General features: G+C 46.7%; 23 protein-coding genes. 11 read left to right on the top strand and 12 right to left on the bottom strand.

From position 1 onward, the window contains the following. Positions 1 to 454, bottom strand: a 454-nt coding sequence (locus tag SFV55_RS21870) for a hypothetical protein (RefSeq protein WP_320031687.1), incomplete at its 3' end; no start/stop codon positions are given. An 85-nt stretch (positions 455 to 539) separates the two neighbouring features. Then, positions 540 to 1,103 carry a Crp/Fnr family transcriptional regulator gene (locus SFV55_RS21875; protein WP_320031688.1) on the bottom strand — a complete coding sequence of 188 codons (564 nt, stop codon included), beginning with the start codon at positions 1,101 to 1,103 and terminating at the stop codon, positions 540 to 542. A 194-nt stretch (positions 1,104 to 1,297) separates the two neighbouring features. On the opposite strand from SFV55_RS21875, the gene SFV55_RS21880 reads away from it, so the two are divergent. Together SFV55_RS21880 and SFV55_RS21885 are read left to right on the top strand one after the other, a co-directional pair. After that, positions 1,298 to 1,870: a TetR/AcrR family transcriptional regulator gene (locus tag SFV55_RS21880; RefSeq protein ID WP_320031689.1), complete on the top strand. Its 573-nt coding sequence runs from the start codon at positions 1,298 to 1,300 to the stop codon at positions 1,868 to 1,870. 88 nt (positions 1,871 to 1,958) lie between these two features. Then, a complete protein-coding gene (locus SFV55_RS21885) occupies positions 1,959 to 3,122 on the top strand; it encodes an L-dopachrome tautomerase-related protein (RefSeq protein WP_320031690.1) in 1,164 nt (387 codons plus the stop codon). An 18-nt stretch (positions 3,123 to 3,140) separates the two neighbouring features. Here SFV55_RS21885 and SFV55_RS30280 read toward each other — a convergent pair whose 3' ends face one another. Further along, positions 3,141 to 3,311, bottom strand: coding sequence for a glycoside hydrolase family 3 C-terminal domain-containing protein (locus SFV55_RS30280; protein WP_413776728.1), 171 nt, complete (start codon positions 3,309 to 3,311; stop codon positions 3,141 to 3,143). 44 nt (positions 3,312 to 3,355) lie between these two features. Continuing rightward, entirely contained in the window at positions 3,356 to 3,778 is a 423-nt protein-coding gene (locus SFV55_RS21890; protein ID WP_320031691.1) for a thioesterase family protein, read from the bottom strand. Between the two features lie 138 nt (positions 3,779 to 3,916). Between SFV55_RS21890 and SFV55_RS21895 the strand changes: the two genes are divergently transcribed. After that, positions 3,917 to 5,122 carry a retropepsin-like aspartic protease gene (locus SFV55_RS21895; RefSeq protein WP_320031692.1) on the top strand — a complete coding sequence of 402 codons (1,206 nt, stop codon included), beginning with the start codon at positions 3,917 to 3,919 and terminating at the stop codon, positions 5,120 to 5,122. A gap of 17 nt (positions 5,123 to 5,139) precedes the next feature. Here SFV55_RS21895 and SFV55_RS21900 read toward each other — a convergent pair whose 3' ends face one another. The 3 genes from SFV55_RS21900 to SFV55_RS21910 form a co-directional block, all read right to left on the bottom strand. Then, entirely contained in the window at positions 5,140 to 7,587 is a 2,448-nt protein-coding gene (locus SFV55_RS21900) for an ABC transporter permease (protein ID WP_320031693.1), read from the bottom strand. Between the two features lie 281 nt (positions 7,588 to 7,868). Further along, positions 7,869 to 9,545 carry a DUF5060 domain-containing protein gene (locus SFV55_RS21905; RefSeq protein ID WP_320031694.1) on the bottom strand — a complete coding sequence of 559 codons (1,677 nt, stop codon included), beginning with the start codon at positions 9,543 to 9,545 and terminating at the stop codon, positions 7,869 to 7,871. Between the two features lie 11 nt (positions 9,546 to 9,556). Beyond that, entirely contained in the window at positions 9,557 to 10,429 is an 873-nt protein-coding gene (locus SFV55_RS21910; protein WP_320031695.1) for an AraC family transcriptional regulator, read from the bottom strand. Between the two features lie 137 nt (positions 10,430 to 10,566). On the opposite strand from SFV55_RS21910, the gene SFV55_RS21915 reads away from it, so the two are divergent. The 8 genes from SFV55_RS21915 to SFV55_RS21950 all read left to right on the top strand — a co-directional run bounded on the left by SFV55_RS21915 (position 10,567) and on the right by SFV55_RS21950 (position 20,562). After that, positions 10,567 to 11,442: a sugar phosphate isomerase/epimerase family protein gene (locus SFV55_RS21915; protein ID WP_320031696.1), complete on the top strand. Its 876-nt coding sequence runs from the start codon at positions 10,567 to 10,569 to the stop codon at positions 11,440 to 11,442. After that, the gene (locus SFV55_RS21920; protein WP_320031697.1) at positions 11,408 to 12,241 is read left to right on the top strand and encodes a phosphogluconate dehydrogenase C-terminal domain-containing protein; all 834 of its coding nucleotides are present in this window, start codon (positions 11,408 to 11,410) and stop codon (positions 12,239 to 12,241) included. The genes SFV55_RS21915 and SFV55_RS21920 overlap by 35 nt, the downstream gene beginning before the upstream one ends. An 11-nt stretch (positions 12,242 to 12,252) precedes the next feature. Continuing rightward, positions 12,253 to 13,626 (top strand): glycoside hydrolase family 140 protein, encoded by a 1,374-nt coding sequence (locus SFV55_RS21925; RefSeq protein WP_320031698.1) that lies wholly within the window; start codon positions 12,253 to 12,255, stop codon positions 13,624 to 13,626. 5 nt (positions 13,627 to 13,631) lie between these two features. Further along, a complete protein-coding gene (locus SFV55_RS21930) occupies positions 13,632 to 14,648 on the top strand; it encodes a Gfo/Idh/MocA family oxidoreductase (protein WP_320031699.1) in 1,017 nt (338 codons plus the stop codon). An 11-nt stretch (positions 14,649 to 14,659) separates the two neighbouring features. Beyond that, positions 14,660 to 16,135 (top strand): sugar ABC transporter ATP-binding protein, encoded by a 1,476-nt coding sequence (locus SFV55_RS21935; RefSeq protein ID WP_320031700.1) that lies wholly within the window; start codon positions 14,660 to 14,662, stop codon positions 16,133 to 16,135. Beyond that, entirely contained in the window at positions 16,132 to 17,109 is a 978-nt protein-coding gene (locus SFV55_RS21940; protein WP_320031701.1) for an ABC transporter permease, read from the top strand. Before SFV55_RS21935 ends, SFV55_RS21940 begins: the two co-directional genes overlap by 4 nt. Then, positions 17,106 to 18,137, top strand: a complete 1,032-nt coding sequence (locus tag SFV55_RS21945) for a substrate-binding domain-containing protein (RefSeq protein WP_320031702.1) — start codon at positions 17,106 to 17,108, stop codon at positions 18,135 to 18,137. Before SFV55_RS21940 ends, SFV55_RS21945 begins: the two co-directional genes overlap by 4 nt. Positions 18,138 to 18,321: 184 nt before the next feature. After that, positions 18,322 to 20,562: a T9SS type A sorting domain-containing protein gene (locus tag SFV55_RS21950; protein WP_320031703.1), complete on the top strand. Its 2,241-nt coding sequence runs from the start codon at positions 18,322 to 18,324 to the stop codon at positions 20,560 to 20,562. A 71-nt stretch (positions 20,563 to 20,633) separates the two neighbouring features. Here the strand turns inward: SFV55_RS21950 and SFV55_RS21955 are convergent, their stop codons facing one another. From SFV55_RS21955 to SFV55_RS21975, 5 genes are all read right to left on the bottom strand, one after another. Then, entirely contained in the window at positions 20,634 to 21,068 is a 435-nt protein-coding gene (locus SFV55_RS21955) for a hypothetical protein (RefSeq protein WP_320031704.1), read from the bottom strand. 67 nt (positions 21,069 to 21,135) lie between these two features. Beyond that, the gene (locus tag SFV55_RS21960) at positions 21,136 to 21,669 is read right to left on the bottom strand and encodes a TetR/AcrR family transcriptional regulator (protein WP_320031705.1); all 534 of its coding nucleotides are present in this window, start codon (positions 21,667 to 21,669) and stop codon (positions 21,136 to 21,138) included. 104 nt (positions 21,670 to 21,773) lie between these two features. After that, positions 21,774 to 22,592 carry an SDR family oxidoreductase gene (locus SFV55_RS21965; RefSeq protein WP_320031706.1) on the bottom strand — a complete coding sequence of 273 codons (819 nt, stop codon included), beginning with the start codon at positions 22,590 to 22,592 and terminating at the stop codon, positions 21,774 to 21,776. Positions 22,593 to 22,696: 104 nt separating this feature from the next. After that, positions 22,697 to 23,263: a Crp/Fnr family transcriptional regulator gene (locus SFV55_RS21970; protein WP_320031707.1), complete on the bottom strand. Its 567-nt coding sequence runs from the start codon at positions 23,261 to 23,263 to the stop codon at positions 22,697 to 22,699. A gap of 99 nt (positions 23,264 to 23,362) precedes the next feature. Further along, positions 23,363 to 24,076, bottom strand: coding sequence for a DUF6089 family protein (locus SFV55_RS21975; RefSeq protein WP_320031708.1), 714 nt, complete (start codon positions 24,074 to 24,076; stop codon positions 23,363 to 23,365). Between the last annotated feature and the right edge of the window lie 9 nt (positions 24,077 to 24,085).

The following is a 24,085-nucleotide window of genomic DNA, read 5'->3' on the forward strand; positions in this document are numbered from 1 at the left end:
AAAATTTGATGGAATAGGAAATGCTTGGTGTGGGATTGATTTTGAGGCTTTGCCCTTCAGCCGCTAGCGCGATTACGCCCAAACGGAAGTTCAAACCTTTCCAAACGACAAATCTTGCACCTGCTTCAAAAGCCAGGGCATCCTGGTCTTTGTAGTCGCGAGTTAAACCACGCAGGTAGGAAGAACCGATGTAGAACGAAGAAGGGATTTCTTTTTTTCCCCATGGCAAGAGCCAGTAAGACACCCCAGCTTTTAAAAATTCAGTGGTTACATCCTTGGTGAAATTGGTGGGATAGTAACCGGCATGGATGGATACTTGTTTATGGTGGTACTCTAATCCAATGGATGGATTTCGGAATCCATTGATACTCAATTGGTTTTTAGGAAAACGGTCTTGAGCTTGAGTTAGGCTAGCTACAAAGAGCATGAGCACTACGAGAATTTGCTTTTTCATCGTTTTTGTTTTTACAATTTGATGAGACAAAATTCGGTAGTGCAGCAGCAAATCTTCTGGACATATGTCCTGAAATAAAAATTGCTCAAATTTTTGTGCGCAGGCGACTCAAATGCCTCGGTGTTATGCCCAACATGGATGCGATGTACTGTAAGGGAACTTGTTGAAGCAAGTCTGGCTCCTCATTTACCAACTTTTCATAGCGCTGTTCTGCGGTCAATGTGATCAGGTCAAAGCGATCTTTGTCAATGCAGCAGATTTGCCATTCCAATAAACTGATGTAAAAATCTTTAAACTTGGTATTTTCATTTTTTAAATGCATTAAATCTTCTTTGGAAATGGTCCAGATTTTGGAGCGGGTGAGGGCTCTGATGTTTTCATTTGCAGGCGTTTCGTGCAGGAAGCTCAACAATGAGGTGACGAAGGTATTCGGTAAGGATATATAGGTCGTTCGTTCCTCTCCATTGTCATCCAAAAAATAATATTGCAATTGACCACTTTCCAAAAATGCGAGCGACCTGGATATTTTGTTTGCCTCCACGAAGAAATCGCCTTTATTGAGTTCCTTACCATGAAATGCAGACGCCAAGGTAGTAGCTTCATCGACTGTAAAACCAAGGTTTTGAAAATATTTTACTAAATTATCCATTGTTGTTTGCTTTAGTTTTATGCTTATCTGAGGCACAAAGATAATCTGCAGTTTGGCCTAGACAAAATCAAAGGCCAACTGGGTTGCCCTAAGGCAAACACTGCGGGCCGCAGGAAATGGAATTCGAACAAAGACCAATACAAAAAAATCCACCCTAAAGGTTTGCAGAATATTTATTCTATTATCTTTGCCCCATGAAGCCAAAAGACCCGGAAAAAGAACAGGTTATTTACAGCGCCACCCTGCAGCTGGTTCGGCAAAACGGACTCACTGGCCTGACCATGGCGGAATTGAGCAAAGTGGCCAAACTGGGGATGGGTACAATCTATGTGTATTTCAAAAGCAAGGAAGAGTTGATTAATTCTCTCTTTAAACGCCTTAAGCGATTGAATACCAGTAGAATTTATGCGTCCTTGGATGAAAAGGCTCCTTTTGCCATTTGTTTGCAGCAATTGTACGAAAACTACCTGCGCAACCGGGTCCGGTTTTATGAAGAGCATTTTTTCATTGAGCAATGCGTCCATTCTCATTTTCTCGATCAGGAAGCAGTGCAGCTGGATTTGTCCGCTTTTCAAAACTTGCATGAATTGCTCAATCGCGGAAAAACAGAGCTGTTGGTCAAAAACATCCAAAATGAGTTATTGATCGCTCATTTGATGGGGTCAGCCAATGAAATTGCCAACTTGGCGCTGAAATCTGGTCAGGAATTGAGTCAGACCTGGATTGATCAGGCTTTTGTCCTGTGCTGGGACAGTATCAGGCGGTAATTTTTTTTCAAAAAAACTGAATATTTATTCCATTATACGTCGTAAAGCAGCTTGAAATGCTGCCGGCGACGTGCTAAAATCTGATCTTATGAAATCTTTATGGAAAGTGGTAAAATGGATACTCCTGACCACCGTTGCAGCCCTGATCATTTTTTTAAGTTGGTTTTACCTGCGCTACGGGGGTAGTGGCCAAGCATTCTCAGATCGTGGGACTGCACCAAAATGGCCTTCTGATAGCCTACAAATCATTGCTACATTACCTGAAGCGCCAGGCAATCTGGCGGTGAGCCAGGAAGGGCGTATTTTTTGCACCTACCACGCCGAAGGACACCCGGCTATCAAAGTATGGGAATTGGTTGATGGGAAACCCGTACCTTTTCCCAATGAACAATGGCAGAGTAAATCCAATGGTCCCGTTTTTCTTGACGCGATTTTCAACATTCGCATTGACGCAAAAAATCGTTTGTGGACTTTGGACCACGGTCAGAATGGGTTCAAAACGCCCCGCCTTTTGTGCTTTGATATCCATTCCCGCAAATTGCTCAAACGTATAGATTTGCCCAAAGAGGTCGCTGGACGAGGCTCCTATGTACAAGACATGCAGATCGATACTGCTTGTGAAAAAATCTACATCGCCGACCTTTCCGCTTTTGGCCAAACTCCTGCACTAGTGATCGTTGACATCAAAACCAAAACCTGTCGAAGGGTACTGGAAAACCATGTAAGCATGGTGCCTGAGGGCAACTACAGTGTGATCAACAAAGGACGCGAGATGCGCCCTGCTGGCCCTTTTTATCATTTTCATCCGGCGGTGGATCCCATCGTACTGGATCGGAACAATGAATATTTGTACTTCGGCCCAATGAGTGGAAGTAAATTATATCGGGTTAGGGTACGTGACCTCAATGATCCATCCTTAAGTGAGGAAAAACTGAGCACCAGGGTTGAAGTGTATGCCAATCGGGGCCAATGCGATGGCTTGACCATCGATGACGCCAACAACATTTATATAACTGATATCGAGAATGGGGCCATCACGGTGATTGATACCGCCCGCCAGTATTATACCCTGGTTGCCCACCCTAAAATGCGTTGGCCCGATGGAATGAGCTTTGGACCAGATGGATACGTATACGTGGCCGACAGCGACATACCTGATGTGATGATGCGGAGCAAGGCCCATATGCGCAAAAATGCGCCGCATTATTTGTGGCGGTTCAAGGGCTTAGCGGGGGCCCGTGCCGGGCAGTGAGATGCGCCAATACAGGTTTTAATTGCTTTTATCCCTGTAAGCCAAGCCAAATCCTAATGGATACAATGGATACTTTGAATCATAAGGTAGATCTTCCTTTTGCACTTTCACTGCCTTCATGGAGGCTGGGAGCTCAAAAGGAAGTTTGCCTTGTGGCTTGATTTTTCCAAACAATACCCTGAGCATCACCTCACCTTCAGCCCCGAAATTCAGATGAATCTACTAGTTTATACCTAAAACTCAATTTTCCACCGATTCAACTTCTCCTTTGCCAGGGCACCAAGCGGAGCGCTTTTCCGGCTGTTATCGTCCATCTGCACAATCACCGTTTCCGCACTGGCTACACATTTATCTTGTTGAAACAATTGCTGATAAAGGGTGATTGAACTATTGCCAATCTTAAGCACAGCAGTCCCAATGTCCACCCGTCCCGGCCAGGTCATTTCTTCGATAAAATTCAGGTGCAGCGCCGCAATGACAAAACTGTAGCCATCCTGCAAAATGGGGTATTCTGGATGGTACAAAAACTCCACCCGTCCAGTTTCCAGAAAAGTAGAGAAGTTGGCATTGTTGACATGCCCCTGGCGATCGGTATCAGCATAACGCAGCTTGTCGAAGGCTTGGAGGGGAAAATCGTGAAGGGCTAATAATTTCATTGGGAATCCATGTTTTGGGTATTCAAAAGAACAGAATCGGAATACAAATGTTGAAATAAATAATCAACTATACAATCTGAAGCATCCAAAGCAATACAATTTTAGCTCAAATATTTGTAAACCAAAATCCAATTAGACATGATCAATCGATTGCTGGTAATAATGTTCATCCTCTTTGGGGCATGTTTCCTCCAAGCGCAAAACACGCTGAATAAAGGCAAGATATTTCCCATCATTTTTCATGATACCATCCCCATTGAATTCATTAATGGGAAAGTAGTTCTACCACTTGAAATCGGGGGCAAACTGCAGAAATTTATTTTAGACACAGGAGCACCATGTGTAATATCTGAAGATTTGCATCAGGAAGTGGATGCCCAAATAAGCCATAGTGAAAAACTCACCGATGCGGTAGGTGGCGTTGTTCAATGGGGCCGAATTAAACTAAAATCATTTAATCTTGGGCAAATTACATTCAGGAATATTCCGGCTTTTGTATTGCCCGAAGAAACCGATAGATTACTCAAGTGCTGGGGGGTTGATGGAATAATTGGAAGCAATGCCTTGCGGAATTGTATCCTACAAATCGACTTGCAGGCAAGAAAATTGATTTTGAGCAATGAACTGAAAAAACTGGACTTAGCGGGACATTCCCAAACACCCCTTGCACTCAACAGGAAACAAAGCAATCCGTACATCGAACTCTCCTTGGGTAAGGGTCACCGAATTGCAGCCCTCTTTGATACAGGCGATGAAGATGTAGTTTGTATTTCTAAAGAAGACTCGGCCATTCCGTTGGAAAATCAGGTTGCTCGATTGATCAATTTTGGCGAAGGCAAAATGATTATGTCAATAACTGATTCTCAGCAAATGCAATGGTTCAGACTCTTTAGCTTTGATACCATTGGTATAGGAAATACCCATCTATTAAATACCAACTCCATTCCTGGGCAGGAGCAAACCGAAAGTAGGGTTGGAATCGGCCTTGGTAAATACGGAATCATTACGGTGGACTACCTACACAAACAATTTTATTTCAAAGGCTACGAAGGAAAATCTCAAATCGAAGTCGATCAATTTGTCATTGCACAAGGGCTAAATATTATTCCCAAAGAAGACCATTACTCCATCGGCATGATTTGGAACCACTCCCCAGCAGCCCGCCTTGGACTAAAGAATGGCTACAAAATCCAGCGCATTGAAGGGGTTGACTTTTCCAAAAGGACACCGGAGCTCGACTGTGAACTGATCATGGGCGATTACACCTCCAGAGACGTCATCAATCTTGAGTACCTGGATGAACAGGGGAAGATTGTTGCGGTCTCTATCGGTAAGGAAAAGTGATCAGAACACCTCTCAATTCACTCCGTTTTCAGCACCTCCACCGGATTGGTCATTGCCGCTTTTACACTAAGCACACCCACTGTAATGGCGGCAATGAGTAATGCCATCAAACCAGCCAAAGCAAAGATCCACCAATCCAAATTGATGTGGTAAGCAAAACCACTCAGCCATTGCTGCATGAAATACCCGGCAATTGGGCTAGCCAGGATAATCGCAACCAACACCAGTTTAAGGAAATCAAGCGTAAGCATATTGGTAATACTTGCTATTGAAGCGCCCAATACCTTCCGAATCCCAATCTCTTTGGTGCGACGACCAATGGAATGGATAATCAAGCCCAACAAGCCGAAACAAGACAACAACACTGCCATGAAAGTAGCCGAAGTGGCAATATTGCCTAGGCGCTGCTCGGCCAGGTATTGCTTGTCGAAGTCGTCTTTTTCAAAATAATATTCATACGGCTCTGTGGGGAAAAGTTTATTATAAAGCTCTTTCAGTTGGGTTAAGTGACTGGCTAATTGCTCCGTACCCACTCGGATGCTGATCAAATTGGAATTGGTGGATGGCAAAAACACCATTGGTTCGATAGCTTGTTGCAAACCTCGGTTGTGGTAATCTTTGAGTACTCCTTTTACCAACATATTTTGATCATTCCACTTAATCAATTGACCTGCAGCTTCGGCAGGACGATCAAATCCCATTTGCCGGGCGGCTGTTTCATTCAACATAAGGGAATTGCTTTGGCTATATCCATTGCGGGCATCTTCAACCGTAAGGTTTTTGCCCGCGAGGAGAGGGATTTCGTACGTAGGCTGAAACAAGTGGTCAACCATAGCAATGATGTAACTCTTTTTGCTGTCCTCAGGGGTAGAAAACTGTGAAGCAAAACCTGCTGTGGAGAAATTTTGGTTAAACGTAGCACCTGGTAAACAGCCGGTAAAACAAAAATCCTCTACCCAGGCATACTTCTCCAGTTCACTCCTCAGGACATTCAGGTTTTGTTTTCTTGCCTCGGCTTCACCACTTTCTGGACCGCGAATGACCAAAATTTGTTCGAGGTTCATGCCCAGGTCCTTGCCTTGCATAAAGTGCAATTGGCGTTGCATAACCAAAGCTCCGATGATAAACAAGATAGAAATGGCAAATTGTACAATGACCAATACATTCCGGGTTCCTATTCCCGAGCGAGCGCTTTGGGTTTGTTTATTCAGCATTTGAACCGGTTTAACTCCCGACAGCAACCAGGCTATGTAAGCTCCAGCCGTAGCAGTGCCCAGCAAAACTACGGCAACAAAAAGCCACAAATAAGATTGGCCCAAAAGGCTAAAGGGATTGATATCACGCCCGATCATGGAGGATACCATTGGACGAAATGCCGCAATCAAGGGCAAAGCAATCAGTACGCCAAAAGTGGTTAATAGCAAAGAATCCATAAAATAGGGCGCAGCTACCTGAATGCGGGTAGCACCAATTGTACGGCGAATACCTACATTTTGAACTTGTTGGTAGCCCTGAGCCGTAGACAAATTGACATAATTGGCCCAGGCGATAAAAAGGATCAAAAAGGTAATGGCACCCAAAGCCAATATCAAGCTGCGATTGCCAAAAGTAGGATATGGATCGTCATTACTCTTGCCGAGGTGCATTTCTGCAAGTGGCTGTAGCCGTACCCGAGACTCGTTTTCAGGCAACACTTTTTTTAAACCCGCATTGATTTTTTGCTCCAATCGATCCAAAGCCGTACCGTCGCGCAGCTCCACAAAACTGGCATACGAAGCCGAATACCAGGTATCCAAAGCTGCCCAATCATTTCCGTTTAAATTAGCCGGGTTCTCCAGGGTGCGAAGGGAAAACAGAAGGTCAAAGCGGTAGTCTGATGTCTCCGGCATGTCTTTATAGACCCCGGTGATGGTATAGGGCAGTGCACCAAACTGGTTGTTTAACTTCAGCGTCATACCCAGTGGGTCATCCTCGCCGAAATATTTTTTGGCATAAGATTCGGAAATAGCTACTTCCTGAGCCTTGTCAATATTGACCTTTCCACTTTTTGACTCAAAACTAAAGAGGCGAAATAAATCACCGTCTGCATAAGCAATGGTACTCACCTCCCGAAAAGCATTGCGGGGTTTGTCTTCATTAAGGCTGGTACCAAAACTGGATACCACACCTTCACTATTGCTGTTGGTACGGGCAAAATTTTGAATTTCAGGAAACTCCTTTTTAAGCCAGGGTGCCAAAGCAGGGGGAGTATAATCGCTGATTGTTCCATCCTTGTCCTCTACCAGGATTCGATACAATTGATCGGTTTTTTGGTGGTAACGATTAAAAGACAGTTCAGCACTGATGTAAGTCCAAAGCAACAACGCAGTGGCAATCCCGAGGGCCAAGCCGCCGATTTGCAACAAGCTGAACAATGGATTCTGGCGGAAACGACGCAGGGATAATTTGAAGAGGGTGCTGAACATAAATGAGCAGTTTTGGAGTGTAACCGAAAAATCATACAAAGGTTCGATTGGAGAATCTCAAGCTTTTTCAAAGAAGAACTCCATAAAACATGCCATTTTTCCCAAAAACTGAATATCAAACACTTGTAGCTTTTTGAAACAAGAACAGATGTTCAAATTCGGACAACTTTGTTCAGATTTGTTACAAACCTAATCAACTGAATAATAGATTTACCGCACCGGTAATTTTACTATTTCCTACCTTTTGGCAACTCCCACAAGACTGAGTTTGACGCGTAAGTTCATTTCCTTTTCAGAACAAACACCGTATTGGATTCAATATTTTGACGATACTGCCAGGCATGGTTATCCACCTCGCTGTCGGCATCGGGCAATTGTCTGGACTCCCCCGTTCTAGGATTGATCATGGTGACGCTGTACATCTGACCAGCAGGCAGCTTGAGCCTACAATGCTGGACACGGGTGTAGATCAGGTACTCATGGCCTTCATTAGCCAAGCAGAGGTTTCCAAAACTGACGAGGTCGTTACGGGGAGATAAGTTCCAGTATTGGGTCCGTTCAAAAGCTTCTTTCATAATTCTGTAGTACTTAAGCATGGTCATTTTGTCGTTGCCACGTCCATTGATCCAGCCTCCGCCGGTATCTTCACCAGCACCAGTGCCATATTCAGCCGTTTCCCCCGTAGTTTGGTAACTACCAGTCATACAAATTTCCCAGGCCAGCTGACTACGGTTCAATCCAGAACGGCCATCTGGTCGCTCCTTGGTAGCAGTAGCCCCACAACCCCAGGGTGGATAGTGGCCTTCATAGCCGTATTCCTCATTGATGGCCGGTAAAATTCGCCCGGTTTCTTGCTGAAGGCGTTTGGCGTTCATCATAAAATCGTAGCCGCCGCATTCATCCCAGCTTTGGTACATCACCACGTCTACCCATGGCGATTTACGAAATGGGAAATCCGCTTTGCCATGCACCGAAATCAAGTGATTGTAAGGGTCTTTACTTTTGAGGAAGGTCCCCATTTGCTCGGCCCATTCCGGCGTACGAAACAAGTGGTATTCATTGGCGATGTCCCACATGATGTTTTCGTAGGCCGAGTACCGAGCGGCGGCATAAGCATAATACATTTGCTCGTCCTCCTTGCCCATGTTGGCTTTTTTGAAGGGATCGCAGGCATGGTCGAGCCCATCTACGTAAAAAATGATGGATACGATGATGCCCCGCTCCCGACAGTGAGCCAGCAGACGGTCCAGTTTTTGCCAGTGCCCCACTTCGAAGCGGGTGACATCAAAATTGGGGGCATCCAAATCATCCGGTTTTTCGGCCAGCCAGGGGTTGAGTTTAAAGGTAAAATTGTTGGATTCCACCACTGTTGGCTCGTTCCAACGCTCACCGCCGTGAGCACGACCATTGATGGCAACCCTGATCCGGTTGATGCCATAGCCCGCCAGGCGATCGATGGCGGCGGTGATTTCCGCTTCATTTTTAAGCCCCAACATCCAGTAGGCAGTAGTACTGTTCCAAAAATAGTGATCGCCATTGTCAAATTTAAAATGCCAGGGGTGATCTTTATCCAGGCGCAAAATCCCTTTGCGACTGGAGGCAATGGCATCAAAGGTCCCGGCAGTTTTTTGGGTTTTCCCATTTTGCGAAAGGGTCACCTCAAAGTTGTATTTGCCCACCTGATCTGGCATAAAACGCAATCGGTAAAGGCTGCCATCCTGGCTGTCACAAAAACCTGCTACGTTCTTGGTCACTCCATTTTCAGCGGTAAATGCTCCCAAGAGCTGAACCTGTTTAAAGGGATTTAACTTAGGATCAGGCTTTTTGATGTCGATCTTGATTTCCTGAAAATCATAGACTTCAACTTGTTCTTTGCTCAAGATTGGCTTTAAAGGCTGGGCAAAAAGGGTTGCCCACAAACCCATCAACAAAACTAGACCTAGCAATGATTTTTTCATATTCTCATTGTTTATCCGTGGATAAAAAGACTGACCTGCCGGTACTCCTGTGGTGTCTTACCCGTAATCTCTTTAAAAATGCGGTCAAAGTAGGACAGGCTGTTAAATCCTGCCTCAAAACAAACTGCACCGATGGAAAAATCCCGGTTCAGCAATTGTTTACAAGCGTAAGCGACCCTTACCTCGTTGATAAAACGGGTAAAGGTTTTGAGGGTCCGGCTTTTGAAGTACCTACAAAAAGCCGTTTTGCTCAGGTTAGCCAATTCAGCCGCTTTGTCAATGCTCAATTGCTCTTTAAAGTTGGCAAATACGTACTGTTTCACTCGCCACATTCGCTCTTCGTCTTGGCTAAAATCAAAATAATAGTCTTCGTGCAGCAAAAAACTAAAATCGTCACTCTCCGCTAAGCTCAGCAATATTTCCAACAAAAGAATCAACTTGCGTGCATCCTGTACGAGGTTCATCTGCTCCAATAAAGGTTTCGCAATCCTGCCCACTTTTTCGCCAAAAACCAAACCACGTTTAGCCAACTGAAACAAATTGCGCAAAGGGTGTAATTCTGGAGCATTGCGAAAAGGCTCTCCCAGGAAATCTTCCCTAAACTGGATGATCAAACCAAAGGGTTTTTCCTCCGGGTATTGCAATCGATAGGTCGGATTTTCCTGCAAAACATGGGGAAAATTAGAGCCCAGCAAGACCAGATTACCCGCCTCAAACTCATTGAATCCATTACCGATGATGGCATTGCTGCGGCCTTTCATGAAATAGATCAGTTCCAGTTCTGGATGACAGTGCCAACGGGTCGTGAGGTCAAATGCTTCCCATTTGAACACAAAGGAACGATTGGCCTGTGGGTTAATCAAACGATAAGATGGTTCATACATGATGGGCATAATATTAGCGAAAAATAATCTCAATTGAATCTATTCTGCTAATATAGTTCAACAACTGGGAAACTGAGTGACAATTCTTTCGCACCTGAAATGGCACCTTTGTAATCAAGTCGCAAAACAACAACAATTTGGAACTAGGATTAAGCACCTACACTTTCCCCTGGGCTTTTGGTGTAGCCAGTATGGGGTATGCTGCAAACATGAGCCTGGTCGATTTATTGCACTACGCTCATCAACAAGGCATTGGCCGGGTCCAGGTTGGTGACAACTTTCCTTTACACCTGCAATTCAAGACGAACTGTCAGCATTGGGCTGCTCTGGCCAAGGATTTGGGCATCCAAATTGAAGTGGGTACACGCAGGCTCGAAGTTGCCCACATCCAACAATATCTCAAACTTGCCGAAATTTTCGAGGCCCCCTTTATTCGAGTCGTGATCGATGACCTGGGCTACAAGCCCGACTCTTCTCAAATTGTAAAAATTTTAAACCAACTCGTTCCCGACTTAATTGCCCAAAAAACCATACTGGCCATTGAAAACCACGACAGATTTTCAGCGTCCATGCTGCAAGGGTTTATTGAGTCAAGTGATGCAGATTGGGTTCGTATTTGTTTAGATACCGCCAATTCGTTGGGTGCCAATGAGGGTATCTCCACGGTAATGGACTATTTGGCACCATACACCATCAATTTGCACATCAAGGATTTTCGCATTCAGCGTTGGCCCCATTTGATGGGATTCCGGGTAGAAGGTTGTGCAGCCGGGCAGGGCATTCTGGACATACCCGCATTGTTGCAGCAAGTGGCAGCTTACGAATCCTGCCAGTCCGTCACCCTTGAGTTGTGGTCCTCTCCGCTTACCACGAAGGAAGATACCCTCGAAAATGAGCGACAATGGGCTGCCACAAGTATTGGTTACCTAAAAAAATCGCTATGCGATATCTATCGTACTCACAAAAACAAAAACAGCCATGACGAAAATTTCACTCATCGGAGCAGGAGGTAAAATGGGCGTTCGGCTCAGTGACAATTTCCTCAAAAATCCACAATACGAAGTTACCTATGTGGAGATTGCCCAAGTAGGCATCGACAAACTTGCTGAACGAGGAATCAAAGCTACAGAAACAAACGACAGCGTTCAGGAGGCAGACGTGGTGATTTTGGCAGTACCCGACGTAGCCATTGGAGCCATTTCTGAGGTGTTAATCCCCCTGATGAAAGCTGGAGCGGTAGTGCTGACTTTAGACCCCGCCGCCCCCCTCGATGGGAAAATTGCACACCGTGAGGATTTGGGCTATGTCATTGCGCATCCTTGCCATCCCAGCATCTTCAACTGGGAGCCTACTGAGGCAGCATTCAGAGATTTTTACGGAGGTATTTCGGCCAAACAATCCATTGTAGTCGCCCTGATGGCGGGTAGCGAAGCGCATTATCAATTGGGTGAAAAAATTGCGCAGGACATGTATGCCCCCATTGATCAAACCTACCGGATTACCCTGGAACAAATGGCCATTCTGGAGCCCGCCATGGTAGAGACGCTGGCCCAAACCTGCATGGAAGTAGTCAAGGAAGGTTACGACCGGGTAGTGGGATTGGGTGTGCCCGAAGCAGCAGCAAGAGATTTTGTACTGGGCCACCTGCGCATTCAAATTGCCGTGTTGTTTAAGGAGGTCAACGGTACATTTTCGGATGCAGCCTATAAAATCAGCAAACGCGCCAAGCCAATTTTATTCAAAGAAAACTGGCAAAAAATATTTGAGCTATCCGACATCCGCGAGCAAGTTCGCGACATCACCGAAAAATAAATCACCAAGTCATGAAAACCATCGCAAGCACTATCCTTTTCCAACTCATTGTACTCCTCTCCTACGCTCAAGCTTCGCTCCAAGTGAGTGCCAATCAAAGGTATTTGGTCAAATCAGACGGCACACCATTCTTTTGGTTGGGCGATACCGCCTGGGAGCTTTTTCACCGCCTAAACCGAGAAGAAGCAACGGACTACCTCCAAAATCGCGCTGATAAAAAGTTCAATGTGATCCAGGCCGTGGCTCTGGCCGAACTGGATGGCTTGAACACACCGAATGCTTATGGAGAACGGCCCCTAGTCAACAATGACCCGACCACACCCAATGAAGCCTACTTTGCCCATGTAGATTTCATCATCGACAAGGCCGCTGCACTCGGCCTCTACATCGGTTTTTTACCTACCTGGGGCGACAAAGTATTCCCGGATCGTTGGGGAAAAGGCCCGGTGATTTTCAATCCCGACAATGCCAAAGTGTACGGCAAGTGGCTAGGCCAGCGTTACGGCACCCGCAGCAACCTCATCTGGATTCTGGGAGGTGACCGCAACCCGCGCAATGCCGAAGATCTGGCCATCTGGCGCGCCATGGCCGCAGGAATCACCGAGGGAGTAGGTAGTCCTGGCAAAGCCCTGATGACCTTTCACCCACAGCCCAATGACTTAGCAGACGGGGGCTCCTCCAAATGGTTCCACCAGGATGCCTGGCTCGATTTCAATATGTTTCAAACGGGGCATTGTCGCGAAAACAATGTCTGGGATCGTATCCAGGTAGCCTATCAAAAGAAACCCATCAAACCCGTACTGGATGGGGAGACCATTTACGAAGACCACCCGGTATGTTTCAACGCCAAAGACCTGGGTACGTCCAGTGCTTACGACGTACGCAAGCACGCTTATCTTGATGTGTTTGCGGGTGCTTGTGGGCATACCTATGGCTGTCACGACATTTGGCAAATGTACGACCAGGGCCGGGAGCCCATCAATGGGCCACATCTTTCCTGGAAAGAGGCGATGAATTTGCCCGGGGCGGGGCAGATGCAGTTTTTGCGTATCCTGATGGAATCCCGACCTATTCTTGACCGGGTTCCTGATCAAAGCTTACTCAGCAATGCCCGTGGCGAACACGACCGGATCCAGGCAACCCGGGGCAAAGACTACCTCCTAGTTTATTCCTCTCAAGGCAAAAGCTTTACCCTCAACCTGGGCAAAATCAGCGGCAAAACCCTCAAGGCTACCTGGTACAATCCGCGCAGCGGTGAAAGTAAAACTGGTGAAACAGTGCCAAACGTCGGGCAAAAAAATTTCACCCCACCAAGCCAGGGTTATGGTCAAGACTGGGTCCTCATCCTGGACGACAGCAGCAAAAACTATCCCTTGCTTAAATAGTACCCATGAAAAAATTGCGTTTTGCTGTAATTGGAACTGGGTTTTGGGCCCGGTATCAAATACCAGCCTGGCTGGAACTAGAGGGCCTAGAATTGGTGGCGCTCTACAATCGAACCCGGTCGAAGGCCGAAGATCTGGCTCAACAGTACCATATCCCAAGCGTGTACGACAACATGGACGAGTTATTGGCTAAAGAAGAGCTGGACTTTGTGGACATCATCAGCGATGTAGATACCCATTGGCATTTCACCCAAAAAGCCGCTGAACGAGGCTTGGCAGTGGTTTGTCAAAAACCAATGGCCAGCAACCTGGAACAAGCCCGCACCATGCTGGAATATTGTCAACAGCAGAGAGTACCCCTTTTTATTCACGAAAATTTTCGCTGGCAAGCCCCCATCCGAGCGGCCAAACAGGCCATGGACTCCGGGCAAATCGGGAAAGTATTCAAAGCCAGGGTCAGTTTTTGTTCGGCATTCCCGGTTTTTGACAACCAACCCTTTTTAGCCGAATTGGAGCACTTCATCCTCACGGATATTGGCTCACATGTGCTGGACATTTGCCGGTATCTCTTTGGCGAGGCGCGTACCTTGTACGCGCTGACCCGGCGGGTCAACCCGGGAATCAAAGGAGAAGATGTAGCCAATGTGTTGATGGAAATGGAGGACGGAGTACACTGCTTCACCGAAATGTCTTATGCCTCAAAACTGGAAAAAGAAGCCTTCCCTCAAACTCATGTTTTAGTGGAAGGTGAACTCGGCTCGATCCAGCTCACCCATGATTTCCAACTGCGCATCCATACCGCTACGGGAACCCAGGTAAGCACCATTCGTCCGCAATTGTACCCTTGGCTTGATCCCGATTACGCAGTGGTACACTCCAGTATTGTAGATTGCAATCGAGACATTCTCAATGGATTACGAGGCGGAAAATGTGAAACCACCGGGGCGGATAATCTGAATACCGTCAAACTGGTTTGGGGAGCTTATCAATCTGCGGCAACCCAACAAGTAGTATTCCCCTAAACGATGGAATTATGCTCGAACTGATCAACATTTCCAAATTTTATCCAGGGGTAAAAGCACTTCAGCAAGTATCCTTATGTGTAATTCCCGGAGCCATCCACGCCATTTGTGGCGAAAATGGAGCGGGAAAAAGCACTTTGATGAACATCATTGCGGGCAATGTTCAGCCAGATGAGGGCAGCATTCGCTGGCAAGGTGAACACATTTTCATAACTTCCGCCAGAGCTGCCCAGGACTTGGGCATAGGTATTGTGCATCAGGAGCGTAGTTTGGCGGAAAACCTGAGCATTGCGGAAAATGTATTTGTGGAAAAAGCTCCCCGTCAGCGTTGGGGATGGATTGATCGGCGGGCATTGAACCAGCAGACTCAACAGTTACTGGCTGAATTGGGCTTGCTCCAGCTTTCCCCTCAACAGCTTGTCAGCAGCCTTTCGCCCGCGCAAAAACAGTTGATTGAAATCGCCAAAGCATTGGCAGTAGCACCTAAGTTGCTGATATTGGATGAGCCAAGTTCTTCCCTTGGTGAACAAGAAACCCAGTTGTTATTCGGCTTGTTGCAACAACTCAAACTCAGAGGAACTGCCATTTTGTACATCTCGCACCGCATGGCCGAAATTTTTCAAATCGCCGATCAAATCACCGTGCTTAAGGATGGCCAAAGCCAGGGCAGCTATCCAGCCGCAAACCTGGACCATGAAAAACTCATTCAACTCATGGTTGGGCGCAAGTTGGCGCAAGAGTCCTTTGCCTCCTTCGCCAGCAAGGAGGTATGTTTAAAGATTGAGCAACTCAGGGGAGTAGGTTTTAGCGATATCTCCTTCGAGCTATACCGAGGTGAAATCCTGGGGCTGGCGGGCCTGATTGGAGCTGGGCGCAGCGAACTGGCCAGAGCGCTCTTTGGTGACCAGCCCATCCAAACTGGAACCATCGAGCTAGCCGGCAAAGCAGTGCAATTCAAACATCCCTTCGATGCTATTGCAGCGGGTTTGGCCTATGTACCCGAAGAAAGAAAAAACCTGGGGCTTTTTTTGGACAAAAGTATGCTTGAAAACATCCAGTCGGTGTTTTTGCACAAGCAGTTTTGGCTCAACCTTGAAGTGCCCAGAATTGCTGAACATTACCGCGAAAAACTACGCATCAAAACGCCTTCTTTGGCCCAGCAAGTTGGATTGCTGAGCGGTGGCAACCAACAGAAAATTGTCCTTGCAAAATGGTTGGCCACAAAGCCCCAGGTACTAATCGTGGATGAGCCCACCCAAGGCATTGACATCGGAGCAAAAGTAGAAATTTACCAGCTCCTCAAACAACTCAGCCAAGAAGGGATCGGTATCCTGTTGATTTCGAGCGAACTGCCCGAACTCTTGTTGCTTGCCGATCGAATTGCCGTGATGCAGCAAGGGCAAATAGCCGGGATTTTACCCAAAGAACAAGCAAGCGAAGCAAAAATCATGCAATTGGCTACAGGCCAACAAATTCAAAGCCAATGAAAATAAGCGCCATCCCCTGGGCACATTACCTGGGCGACCGGGTAATCACCCTCGGCAGCACCATTGTTGTACTCGGGATTATCCTTAGCCTGGTTTATCCCCAGCAATTTGCCACCTGGGATAATTTTTCCCAAATTTTGCTCAATCTATCCATTGATACCATTGTGGCGGTCGGCATGATGATCCTGATGATTGGAGGTATGTTTGACCTCTCTGTAGGCTCAATTGTAGCTTTCTCCGGCGGACTGGCGGCCTACCTCATGTACTACCACGCCGTGCCTGTTCAAGTGGCCGTGTTGGCTGGCCTTGGTGGTGCTTTGCTCATTGGCTGGATCAATGGTTATTTGATCGCCAGGGCAGGCATTAATCCAATGATTCAAACCCTGGCCATGATGGGGATTGTGCGGGGTTTTGCCCTGATGCTCAGTGGGGCTGGTTTGCAAAATTTCCCCTGGGAATACCTGATTTTGGGGCAGTCCAAACTCCTGGGCATTGCCATGCCGATCTGGTATATGTTGGGCATCGTCCTGCTATTCCATGTGTTGGTAGAGCGCAGCAGTTTTTTTCGCCGTTACTATTTTATTGGTGGCAATGAAAAAGCCGCCCGTTTGTCCGGTATTCAGGTCGAACGAATGAAAATTTGGGCCTTTGTACTCTCAGCCCTTCTGGCGGGAATTGCGGGCATCTTGCTTTCTTCCCGTTTGGGGGCAGCACTCTCCACCTCGGGCCGAGGGCTGGAATTGCGCGTCATCACTGCGGTGATTTTAGGTGGGGCCAGTCTTTCCGGTGGGCAAGGGCGGGTGATGGGGGCATTCTTGGGGGCGCTGTTCATGGCACTGATCAACAATGCCTTAATCATCGGACGCGTTTCAGGCTATTGGCAAGAAGTAATCCTGGGGATCATCCTCATCGCTGCAGTTGTTCTCGATCAAATGTTGTTGCATAAAGTAAAAACCAAACATCAGACCCTATGAAAGCATCACTTCAGATCTGTCTTTGGTCCTTGGCGCTAATGCTAAATACCGCCTGCGAACTCCCTCCTCGTCCAAATGCTGCTGATAAAGGCCATACCACAACCAGTCCACAGCCCAGGCAGTCCGCCGAAAGCGATCAGACACTGGGCCAAGTTGAAGAATACATCATGGTGACCACCGCCATCAATCTTCCTCTTTACGTCAACCATGATCAAAGCGCTTTTAAGGCCTGGGGGCGCAAAAAGGGAGTAAAAACAAGTATCCTGGGGCCTTCCGAATGGGATGTACCCACCCAGATCGCGACCATCGAACAGGTCATACCGCTGCGCCCAGCAGGTTTACTCATCAATGGGACCGATCCCGGAATTGCTCAGGCCATACGCAAGGCAGTAGCGGCAGGTATTCCTACGGTAGTGTATGATTCGGAAATTCCCAATTCGCAGCGCCACTGCTTCATCGGCAGTGATTGGTACGAAATGGGGCGTTTGCAGGGCGAACGGATGGCAAAATTGCTCAAAGGGAAGGGAAAAGTTGCGGTGATGGGTATTTTGGGCATGGAAAACATGGAAGCAGGATTCCGGGGCTTTCAGGATGCCATCAAGCCCTATCCAGGCATAGAGTTCCTGGGAAAATACGACGACAAAGCCAATGTGGAAACCGCCGCACGACTGGCTGCTGACCTGATTGCGGCGCACCCCGATATTGCCGGAATGGCTGGATTTGACTCCAACTCTGGCCCAGGTATCGCCCTGGCTGTAAAAGAATCCAATCGGATCGGCAGGGTAAAAATCACCACCGTTGACGCCGAACCAGAACATTTAAAGCTGGTAAAAGAAGGTGTAATCGATTACCTGGTTGGCCAGAAGCGGGAGTTGTTCACTGCACTTGGCGCACAATTCCTTTACGATATGCGCCACGGCACCCTAAAACTATCCAACAATGATGCAGCAGCTGGGGTAGTGCCGATTCCTCGTACGGTGATTACGGGTTCGATTGAGATTGATAAAAAGAATGTTGGTGCCTTTTGATGTCCTTTAGGTTAGGACTTTGGTTTTTAGATGAACAATTGCCAAAATCTTGTTCTATTTTTTTGTTCATGCAATTTTAGACCTAAGTCAAAAATCCGACAAAACTGAAGTTTAGCTCTTTTTTTCCTCAACAATCCCCACTCTCTCTAGTTAAAGAAACGTATTTCTAAAAACCGAAATCATTATGAATCAGAAAGTTCACCTCAATTGCAGAGGCTGGAAGATCTATGCCTACAGCCTTTTTTTAACCCTGTTCAGCTTTAGTATTGTTACCTCAGTCCAGGCTCAAAACAGCTGCCGCGCAAGCGTAGGCCGTTTGGGCGATCTCAAAATGTGCCAGATCGGCACCAACAACAGTGTGCAGGCCACTCAAGTGGTAGCACCCTCAGTACCCAGCGGATTCCAAGTACTTTACGTATTGACCAAAGGCGACAGTCTGGTGATCCAGGGTGTGAGCCGCTTTCCCTACTTCCGCGTAACCCCTGATGCCAATTACACCATTCACACCTTGGTTTACAATCCCAGCACCCTGGATTTGAGCATTGTCAAGCCAGGTGTGACAACAGGTTTTGACGTCAATGGCTTGCTCGTCCAGGGTGGCGGCAAAATTTGTGCTGCCTTAGATGTAGCAGGAGCCAAGTTCAGCTTTGGTGCTTGTGAGGCACCCTGTTTTGCCACTGCTGGAACCCTACGTCCGGAAACCCGCGGCTGTTTGGATGGGGATACCCTGACCTTACGGGCCTCGGTAGGTACTGCCCCAATAGTACCCGATAGTTTCCAGGTGGTGTATGTGCTGACGCGTGGTGATAGCCTGGTCATTATCAACGCTGGTGCCAAACCGGAGTTCAAAGTCACTGCTCCAGGGAAATATACCATCCATACCCTGGTGTTCAATCCAGCTACCTTGAACCTAGGAATCGTGCAGATCGGCGTCACTACGGGTGTTGCAGTCAACGGTTTGTTGCGGCAAGGTGGGGGCAGTATTTGTGCTGCATTAGACGTAGCTGGAGCTAAATTCAATGTTGAGGTTTGCCCATGTACTGCCAATGCCGGAACTTTGCGCCCATTGACCGATGGTTGTTTGCAATCAGGTTCGGCCAATTTAAGAGCAGTACAAGGGTCTCGCCCATTTGTACCTGCGGGTTATCAAGTGGCTTATGTCCTTACCCGGAGTGACAGCTTGGTGATCATCAATGCAGGAGCCAGCCCCAATTTTACCGTAAATGCGGCGGGCAAGTATACCATTCACACGCTGGTATACAATCCTGCCACTTTGGACTTAGGGATTGTAAAACCTGGAGTTACTACTGGTTTTGACGTCAATGGGTTATTGCGCCAAGGTGGGGGCTCGATCTGTGCTTCACTAGATGTAGCTGGAGCGAAATTTGAGGTATCTACTGCGGTATGTTGCAAGGCTAATGCTGGCACTTTGCGCGCGCTGGGCAGTTCAACTTGCCTGCAAGGTGGTCAGGCAGTACTTGCGGCCAGTATTAGCAAGTTGCCAACTGTACCTACAGGTTACCGCTTGTTGTATGTGCTGACTTCGGGCAGCAAACTGGTGATTCAGCAGGTGAACAACCTACCGTTGTTTACTGTGCGCGACACTGGTCGATTCACCATCCACTCCTTGGTGTATAATCCTGCAACCTTGGATTTGGGCATCGTCAAGTTTGGTCAGACCACTGGGGTAGATGTCAATGGTTTACTCATTCAAGGTGGAGGCACCATCTGTGCGGCTCTGGATGTAGCCGGAGCGAGCTTCAATGTAAAAAATTGCCCATGTCAAGTGAACATCGGTCGCATTGTACCGCAGCCAAATACTTGTCTGAGTGGCATACGTCCTGTACGATTGAAAGCAAGCATTCTGCATCAACCCAGTGGTCCTAGCGGCTACCGTTCATTGTGGGTATTGACTGAAGGAGATAGCCTGATCATTCGAGCGGTGAATACCAACAACCCAGAGTTTTTTGTAACCCGTGAAGGCAAATACCGCATCCACACCTTGGTGTACAATCCGGCTACCCTGGATTTGAGCATCGTTAAACCCGGTCAAACCACCGGATTTGATGTGAATGGCCTATTGGTACAAGGCGGAGGCAGCATTTGTGCCGGGTTGGATGTACCCGGAGCCGCTTTCACCGTAAGACGCTGTGGCAGCAATGTGGTAGGTACCCTGGAAAGTTCAGCGATCTTCCCGAATCCGACCCAGGATTTACTCAATGTTCAATTGGGCGATAAGCTGGGCACGGGAAAAATTACGCTAGAGGTACTGGACCTGAATGGCAAAATCACCCAGCGCCAAAACCTGGATGCTGGCAGTACTCAAGCTGAATTGGATGTCCATACCCTCCCGGCTGGAATGTATTATCTGCGCGTTTTTGCAGAGGGACAGGCGGGTGAAATGTTGAAGTTTAGTAAGCAATAAGCTCAATCAGTCGTAAAGAAAGATTAGATGCGCCTGGGTTTTGAACGTACAAAGTCCAGGCGCTCTAATTTTTAGTCTGCTTTAGCAGGTCTCCACAGCGGACCTACCGCAAGCAAAAGTACAATCACATTAAAAACAGCATTGGAAGCATTGCCTGAAGCGATTGATCCAGAACTGTCCAAAACAAACCAAGCCAAAAGCCCACAGACTACCGCTTTCCTTACGCCTTCGGGGGCCAGGTCGTACACCCATTTTTGCAAACACCAAACGCATACCCCCCAGCCGAGTAGGAAACCACCCGTAAGTGCAGAAAGGAACCGAGTGGTGGCTGCGTCATAATTTTGTACGCCATCTAACGGAAAGCTTAAAAAATCAAGGGTCCACCTGGCTGGCTCCGCAGTAGCCAACATGGTCCCTAAAAAGAAGATGGGGCCAAAAGAGCCGATCACAAAAGCAGTGATTTTCAAATACGATTTGTGCGATTGTTGGGTCATTAGATTGCTCATTTAATGATGATTTTGAACAAAAGTAATGGCCCCTGTTCTTTGATTGTAGACGCTTCCGTACAATGGGCTAAACGAAATTTCGGGCAATCCGTTTTAGGTTGTTGAAATAAGCGGATAACCAGGTAGGATTGAGATTTTCGGCATTGATTTGCAGGTAGAAATTCTCTAAAGCTAATTCGAATAAACTTTCTAACTGCCCTTGACTGAGGTTGAGGTTCAGGTCTTTTGCCCAAAGTTTGACAAATTCGTTTCCAATGATCTGATTGGATTTGCCCAGTGTTTCTTTGTAGTGCTGGTGTTGTTGATTGATGCGCAACTGCCGGTTAAACAATAAGTCTATTTTGTGTTCTACCAAGATATTGATCAATTCGGGATCAATGTTTTTTGCACTCTTTTCTTTGTCAGCCATTCCCTGGGATTGCTGCAAATGGTGTTTCAATAAATACTCGACAAAAATTTCGAGGTCTGCAAAGTGGTGGTAAAATGAAGATTTGCTGATGCCCACCTTTTTGGCAAGTGTTTCAATTTTTAATCCGTTTTCACCCGATACTGCAAATACCTCGTATCCAAATTTGATCCAGATGTCTTTATTTTCGGTCATAAGTTATTGGTCTGGGAAAATTATTAGAACTTCGATTTTGCGAAATTCTAAAAATATTGACGCAAAACGAAATGGTTCTCCCAAACTTTTACAAATACCGGGCATCACTCCGCTCCTGACCTTTGGTGCTTCGTGAACCCAGCCATCACCTTTTCCAAGATTTTTACCTTCATAGAACGCGGCAGAGTGCGCAAACCATAAGTCAGTACTTTTGACAACAGCCCGGGAACGACATTGGTTCTTTTACCCAAGGCAGCAAGAATAGAAACGCCAACTTGGTCCGGCGACATGGCATTGTCCATTTGCATATTAGCCCTTTGACCGAATTCAGTCTCGACTGGCCCGGGGGCAGCGGCCAACACATCTATACCAAAAGGTTTCAACTCCACGGCCAAGGCTTCCGCGAAGGATTGAATATAGGCTTTTGAGGCCGCATAATTGGCTGCATAGGGAACTCCCTGAAATGCAACCAAGGAGCTCAGAAAAATGATTCCTCCACGTTGTTGCTGCTTAAATTTTTTGGCAAAAAAATGAGAAAGGGCAAGCACCGACTCGCAGTTTACTCGCAACAGGTTGATTTCCGCATCCATGGATGCATCCACAAACAAGCCAGAAGTTCCATAACCGGCATTGTTGATCAACAAGCCGACCTGCAAGCCTTGGGTAGACTGAATCATTTTTTCCACGCCAGCCTTGTCCGATAAATCGGCAATGACCGATTTAACTTCGATATTTTGGCTTTTGAGCTGCTGTGCAACCTTGAGCAAACGCTCCTCGTTTCTGGCATTGATGATGAGGTTAAAGCCTGCCGCAGCCAACTGTGTAGCCAATTCCAAACCGATTCCCGATGATGCCCCAGTCACGACGGCCCAGTCCCCATATTTGTCTTTCAGTCTTTTTTTTTCTTGATTGGAAAGATTCATTGTGTGTGCCTTTTTAAATTCACCGCAAATATGAATCTTTAATAGGGTACAAAACGATAACAAATGTTAAGGCTTTCGAGGGCCTGCTGTCAGATTGGGTGCTCCTAGCTTTGCCTTTTGAGTCGACTCAAGTGAACGGGGGTGATCCCCAGGTAAGAAGCAATCATGTGCTGTGGAACACGATTGTGGATGTTAGGAAAAATCTCGTTCAACAAATCGTAACGCTCTTTCGGGTTCAAGGTATAGAGGTGTTGGATGCGAGAGTCCAGATAGATGAAGTAGTACTCGGCAATCAATCGGCCTAACTTCTCGCCTTGCTCCAGATTGGCATAGCCCCATTCAATGGCCGCTTTGGGCATTACAATCACATCTGTATCTTCCAATGCTTGCAACTGATACGCGGATTTTTGTTGGGTCAAAAAGGCACGGTAATCGGCAATAAACTGGTTTTCAATGGCAAAATGGATGGTGTGTTCAGTGCCGCCAAGATCATCCAATTTTACCCTAATGATGCCTTTTTTTATAAAATAAACTTCGGTGATGAATTTCGCTTCCTGGCTCAGCAAAGCCTTTCGATTGAATACTTTTTGATAACACAGCTCAGCGAATGCTTCCAGTTCTTCTTCTGAGATGTGAATCATTTGTTTCAGTACATTCTTCAATTGAAGCATTGGATCAAACCTTTTTTATCAAATGTGAATTTGACAAAAAGGTTTGATCTACTTAAATAAAATTTTGCTTCATTTGTTAAAAATTCAGCAAATCTAACATCAACGGCGAGGATTGCCAAAACGACGATACACTACGATCCCCAAATTCATGTAGGTATCTTTAGCCTCAGGGCTGGCCGCAAAACTGATCCCATCCAGGTAATCCGTAAAACTGGCTCGGATACACCCCTCCAAGGTAAAAGTAAAGCCCTCCGAAATGTCAAACTTTATTCCTAATCCAACAGGGATACTCACTCCAAGCAGAGAATTGCCATAGGCTCGGTCTTTCTGAATCCCTGCTTTGAGGTCTTCATTGTTCCCCTGGTAATTGGAAAAATTGGTATTGAGTCCCCCTCCTAAAAGCCCAACTCCGGTAAACAGGTAAGGAGAGATCAATTTGTCCATGTTTAAATTTCCAGCTGCATCGGTGTAATAACGATTGGAACCAAAGGGCTCCCATTCACCCAAAACACTTAGTTCAACCAAGTCGGTACTAAAATCAAAATCGCGGGATTCACGGCCTGCAAAGTTATCATCATCCCCCTTGAGTTTGAGGTAAGTAATGCCTCCCCGAAAGCCCATGCGGTTAGAGATATTTGTTCTGGCAATCAGCCCCAAACTTGGGGTAAAATCCTTGAAGCGAGGAGTAAGTGTTGGGTTAATATCCCCTGAATAAACCGCCATTCCAGCAAAAACACCACCTTCCCAAATGGTTTGGGCTTTGATCACCATGGTCGTCATGATCAAACAGAAAAAAAGTACTGATTCTTTCATACTTAAATA

The organism is Haliscomenobacter sp. (assembly GCF_033763495.1).
GTDB lineage: Bacteria > Bacteroidota > Bacteroidia > Chitinophagales > Saprospiraceae > Haliscomenobacter.

What these genes read in the sequence shown, in the direction of transcription:
- SFV55_RS21925 (WP_320031698.1), top strand. Translation starts at nt 12,253, where the DNA reads ATGAAAACCATCGCAAGCACTATCCTTTTCCAACTCATTGTACTCCTC.
- SFV55_RS21880 (WP_320031689.1), top strand. Translation starts at nt 1,298, where the DNA reads ATGAAGCCAAAAGACCCGGAAAAAGAACAGGTTATTTACAGCGCCACC.
- SFV55_RS21895 (WP_320031692.1), top strand. Translation starts at nt 3,917, where the DNA reads ATGATCAATCGATTGCTGGTAATAATGTTCATCCTCTTTGGGGCATGT.
- SFV55_RS21900 (WP_320031693.1), bottom strand. Translation starts at nt 7,587, where the DNA reads ATGTTCAGCACCCTCTTCAAATTATCCCTGCGTCGTTTCCGCCAGAAT.
- SFV55_RS21935 (WP_320031700.1), top strand. Translation starts at nt 14,660, where the DNA reads ATGCTCGAACTGATCAACATTTCCAAATTTTATCCAGGGGTAAAAGCA.
- SFV55_RS21930 (WP_320031699.1), top strand. Translation starts at nt 13,632, where the DNA reads ATGAAAAAATTGCGTTTTGCTGTAATTGGAACTGGGTTTTGGGCCCGG.
- SFV55_RS21955 (WP_320031704.1), bottom strand. Translation starts at nt 21,068, where the DNA reads ATGAGCAATCTAATGACCCAACAATCGCACAAATCGTATTTGAAAATC.
- SFV55_RS21945 (WP_320031702.1), top strand. Translation starts at nt 17,106, where the DNA reads ATGAAAGCATCACTTCAGATCTGTCTTTGGTCCTTGGCGCTAATGCTA.
- SFV55_RS21920 (WP_320031697.1), top strand. Translation starts at nt 11,408, where the DNA reads ATGACGAAAATTTCACTCATCGGAGCAGGAGGTAAAATGGGCGTTCGG.
- SFV55_RS21975 (WP_320031708.1), bottom strand. Translation starts at nt 24,076, where the DNA reads ATGAAAGAATCAGTACTTTTTTTCTGTTTGATCATGACGACCATGGTG.
- SFV55_RS21965 (WP_320031706.1), bottom strand. Translation starts at nt 22,592, where the DNA reads ATGAATCTTTCCAATCAAGAAAAAAAAAGACTGAAAGACAAATATGGG.
- SFV55_RS21940 (WP_320031701.1), top strand. Translation starts at nt 16,132, where the DNA reads ATGAAAATAAGCGCCATCCCCTGGGCACATTACCTGGGCGACCGGGTA.
- SFV55_RS21950 (WP_320031703.1), top strand. Translation starts at nt 18,322, where the DNA reads ATGAATCAGAAAGTTCACCTCAATTGCAGAGGCTGGAAGATCTATGCC.
- SFV55_RS21905 (WP_320031694.1), bottom strand. Translation starts at nt 9,545, where the DNA reads ATGAAAAAATCATTGCTAGGTCTAGTTTTGTTGATGGGTTTGTGGGCA.
- SFV55_RS21960 (WP_320031705.1), bottom strand. Translation starts at nt 21,669, where the DNA reads ATGACCGAAAATAAAGACATCTGGATCAAATTTGGATACGAGGTATTT.
- SFV55_RS21875 (WP_320031688.1), bottom strand. Translation starts at nt 1,103, where the DNA reads ATGGATAATTTAGTAAAATATTTTCAAAACCTTGGTTTTACAGTCGAT.
- SFV55_RS21910 (WP_320031695.1), bottom strand. Translation starts at nt 10,429, where the DNA reads ATGTATGAACCATCTTATCGTTTGATTAACCCACAGGCCAATCGTTCC.
- SFV55_RS21885 (WP_320031690.1), top strand. Translation starts at nt 1,959, where the DNA reads ATGAAATCTTTATGGAAAGTGGTAAAATGGATACTCCTGACCACCGTT.
- SFV55_RS21970 (WP_320031707.1), bottom strand. Translation starts at nt 23,263, where the DNA reads ATGCTTCAATTGAAGAATGTACTGAAACAAATGATTCACATCTCAGAA.
- SFV55_RS21890 (WP_320031691.1), bottom strand. Translation starts at nt 3,778, where the DNA reads ATGAAATTATTAGCCCTTCACGATTTTCCCCTCCAAGCCTTCGACAAG.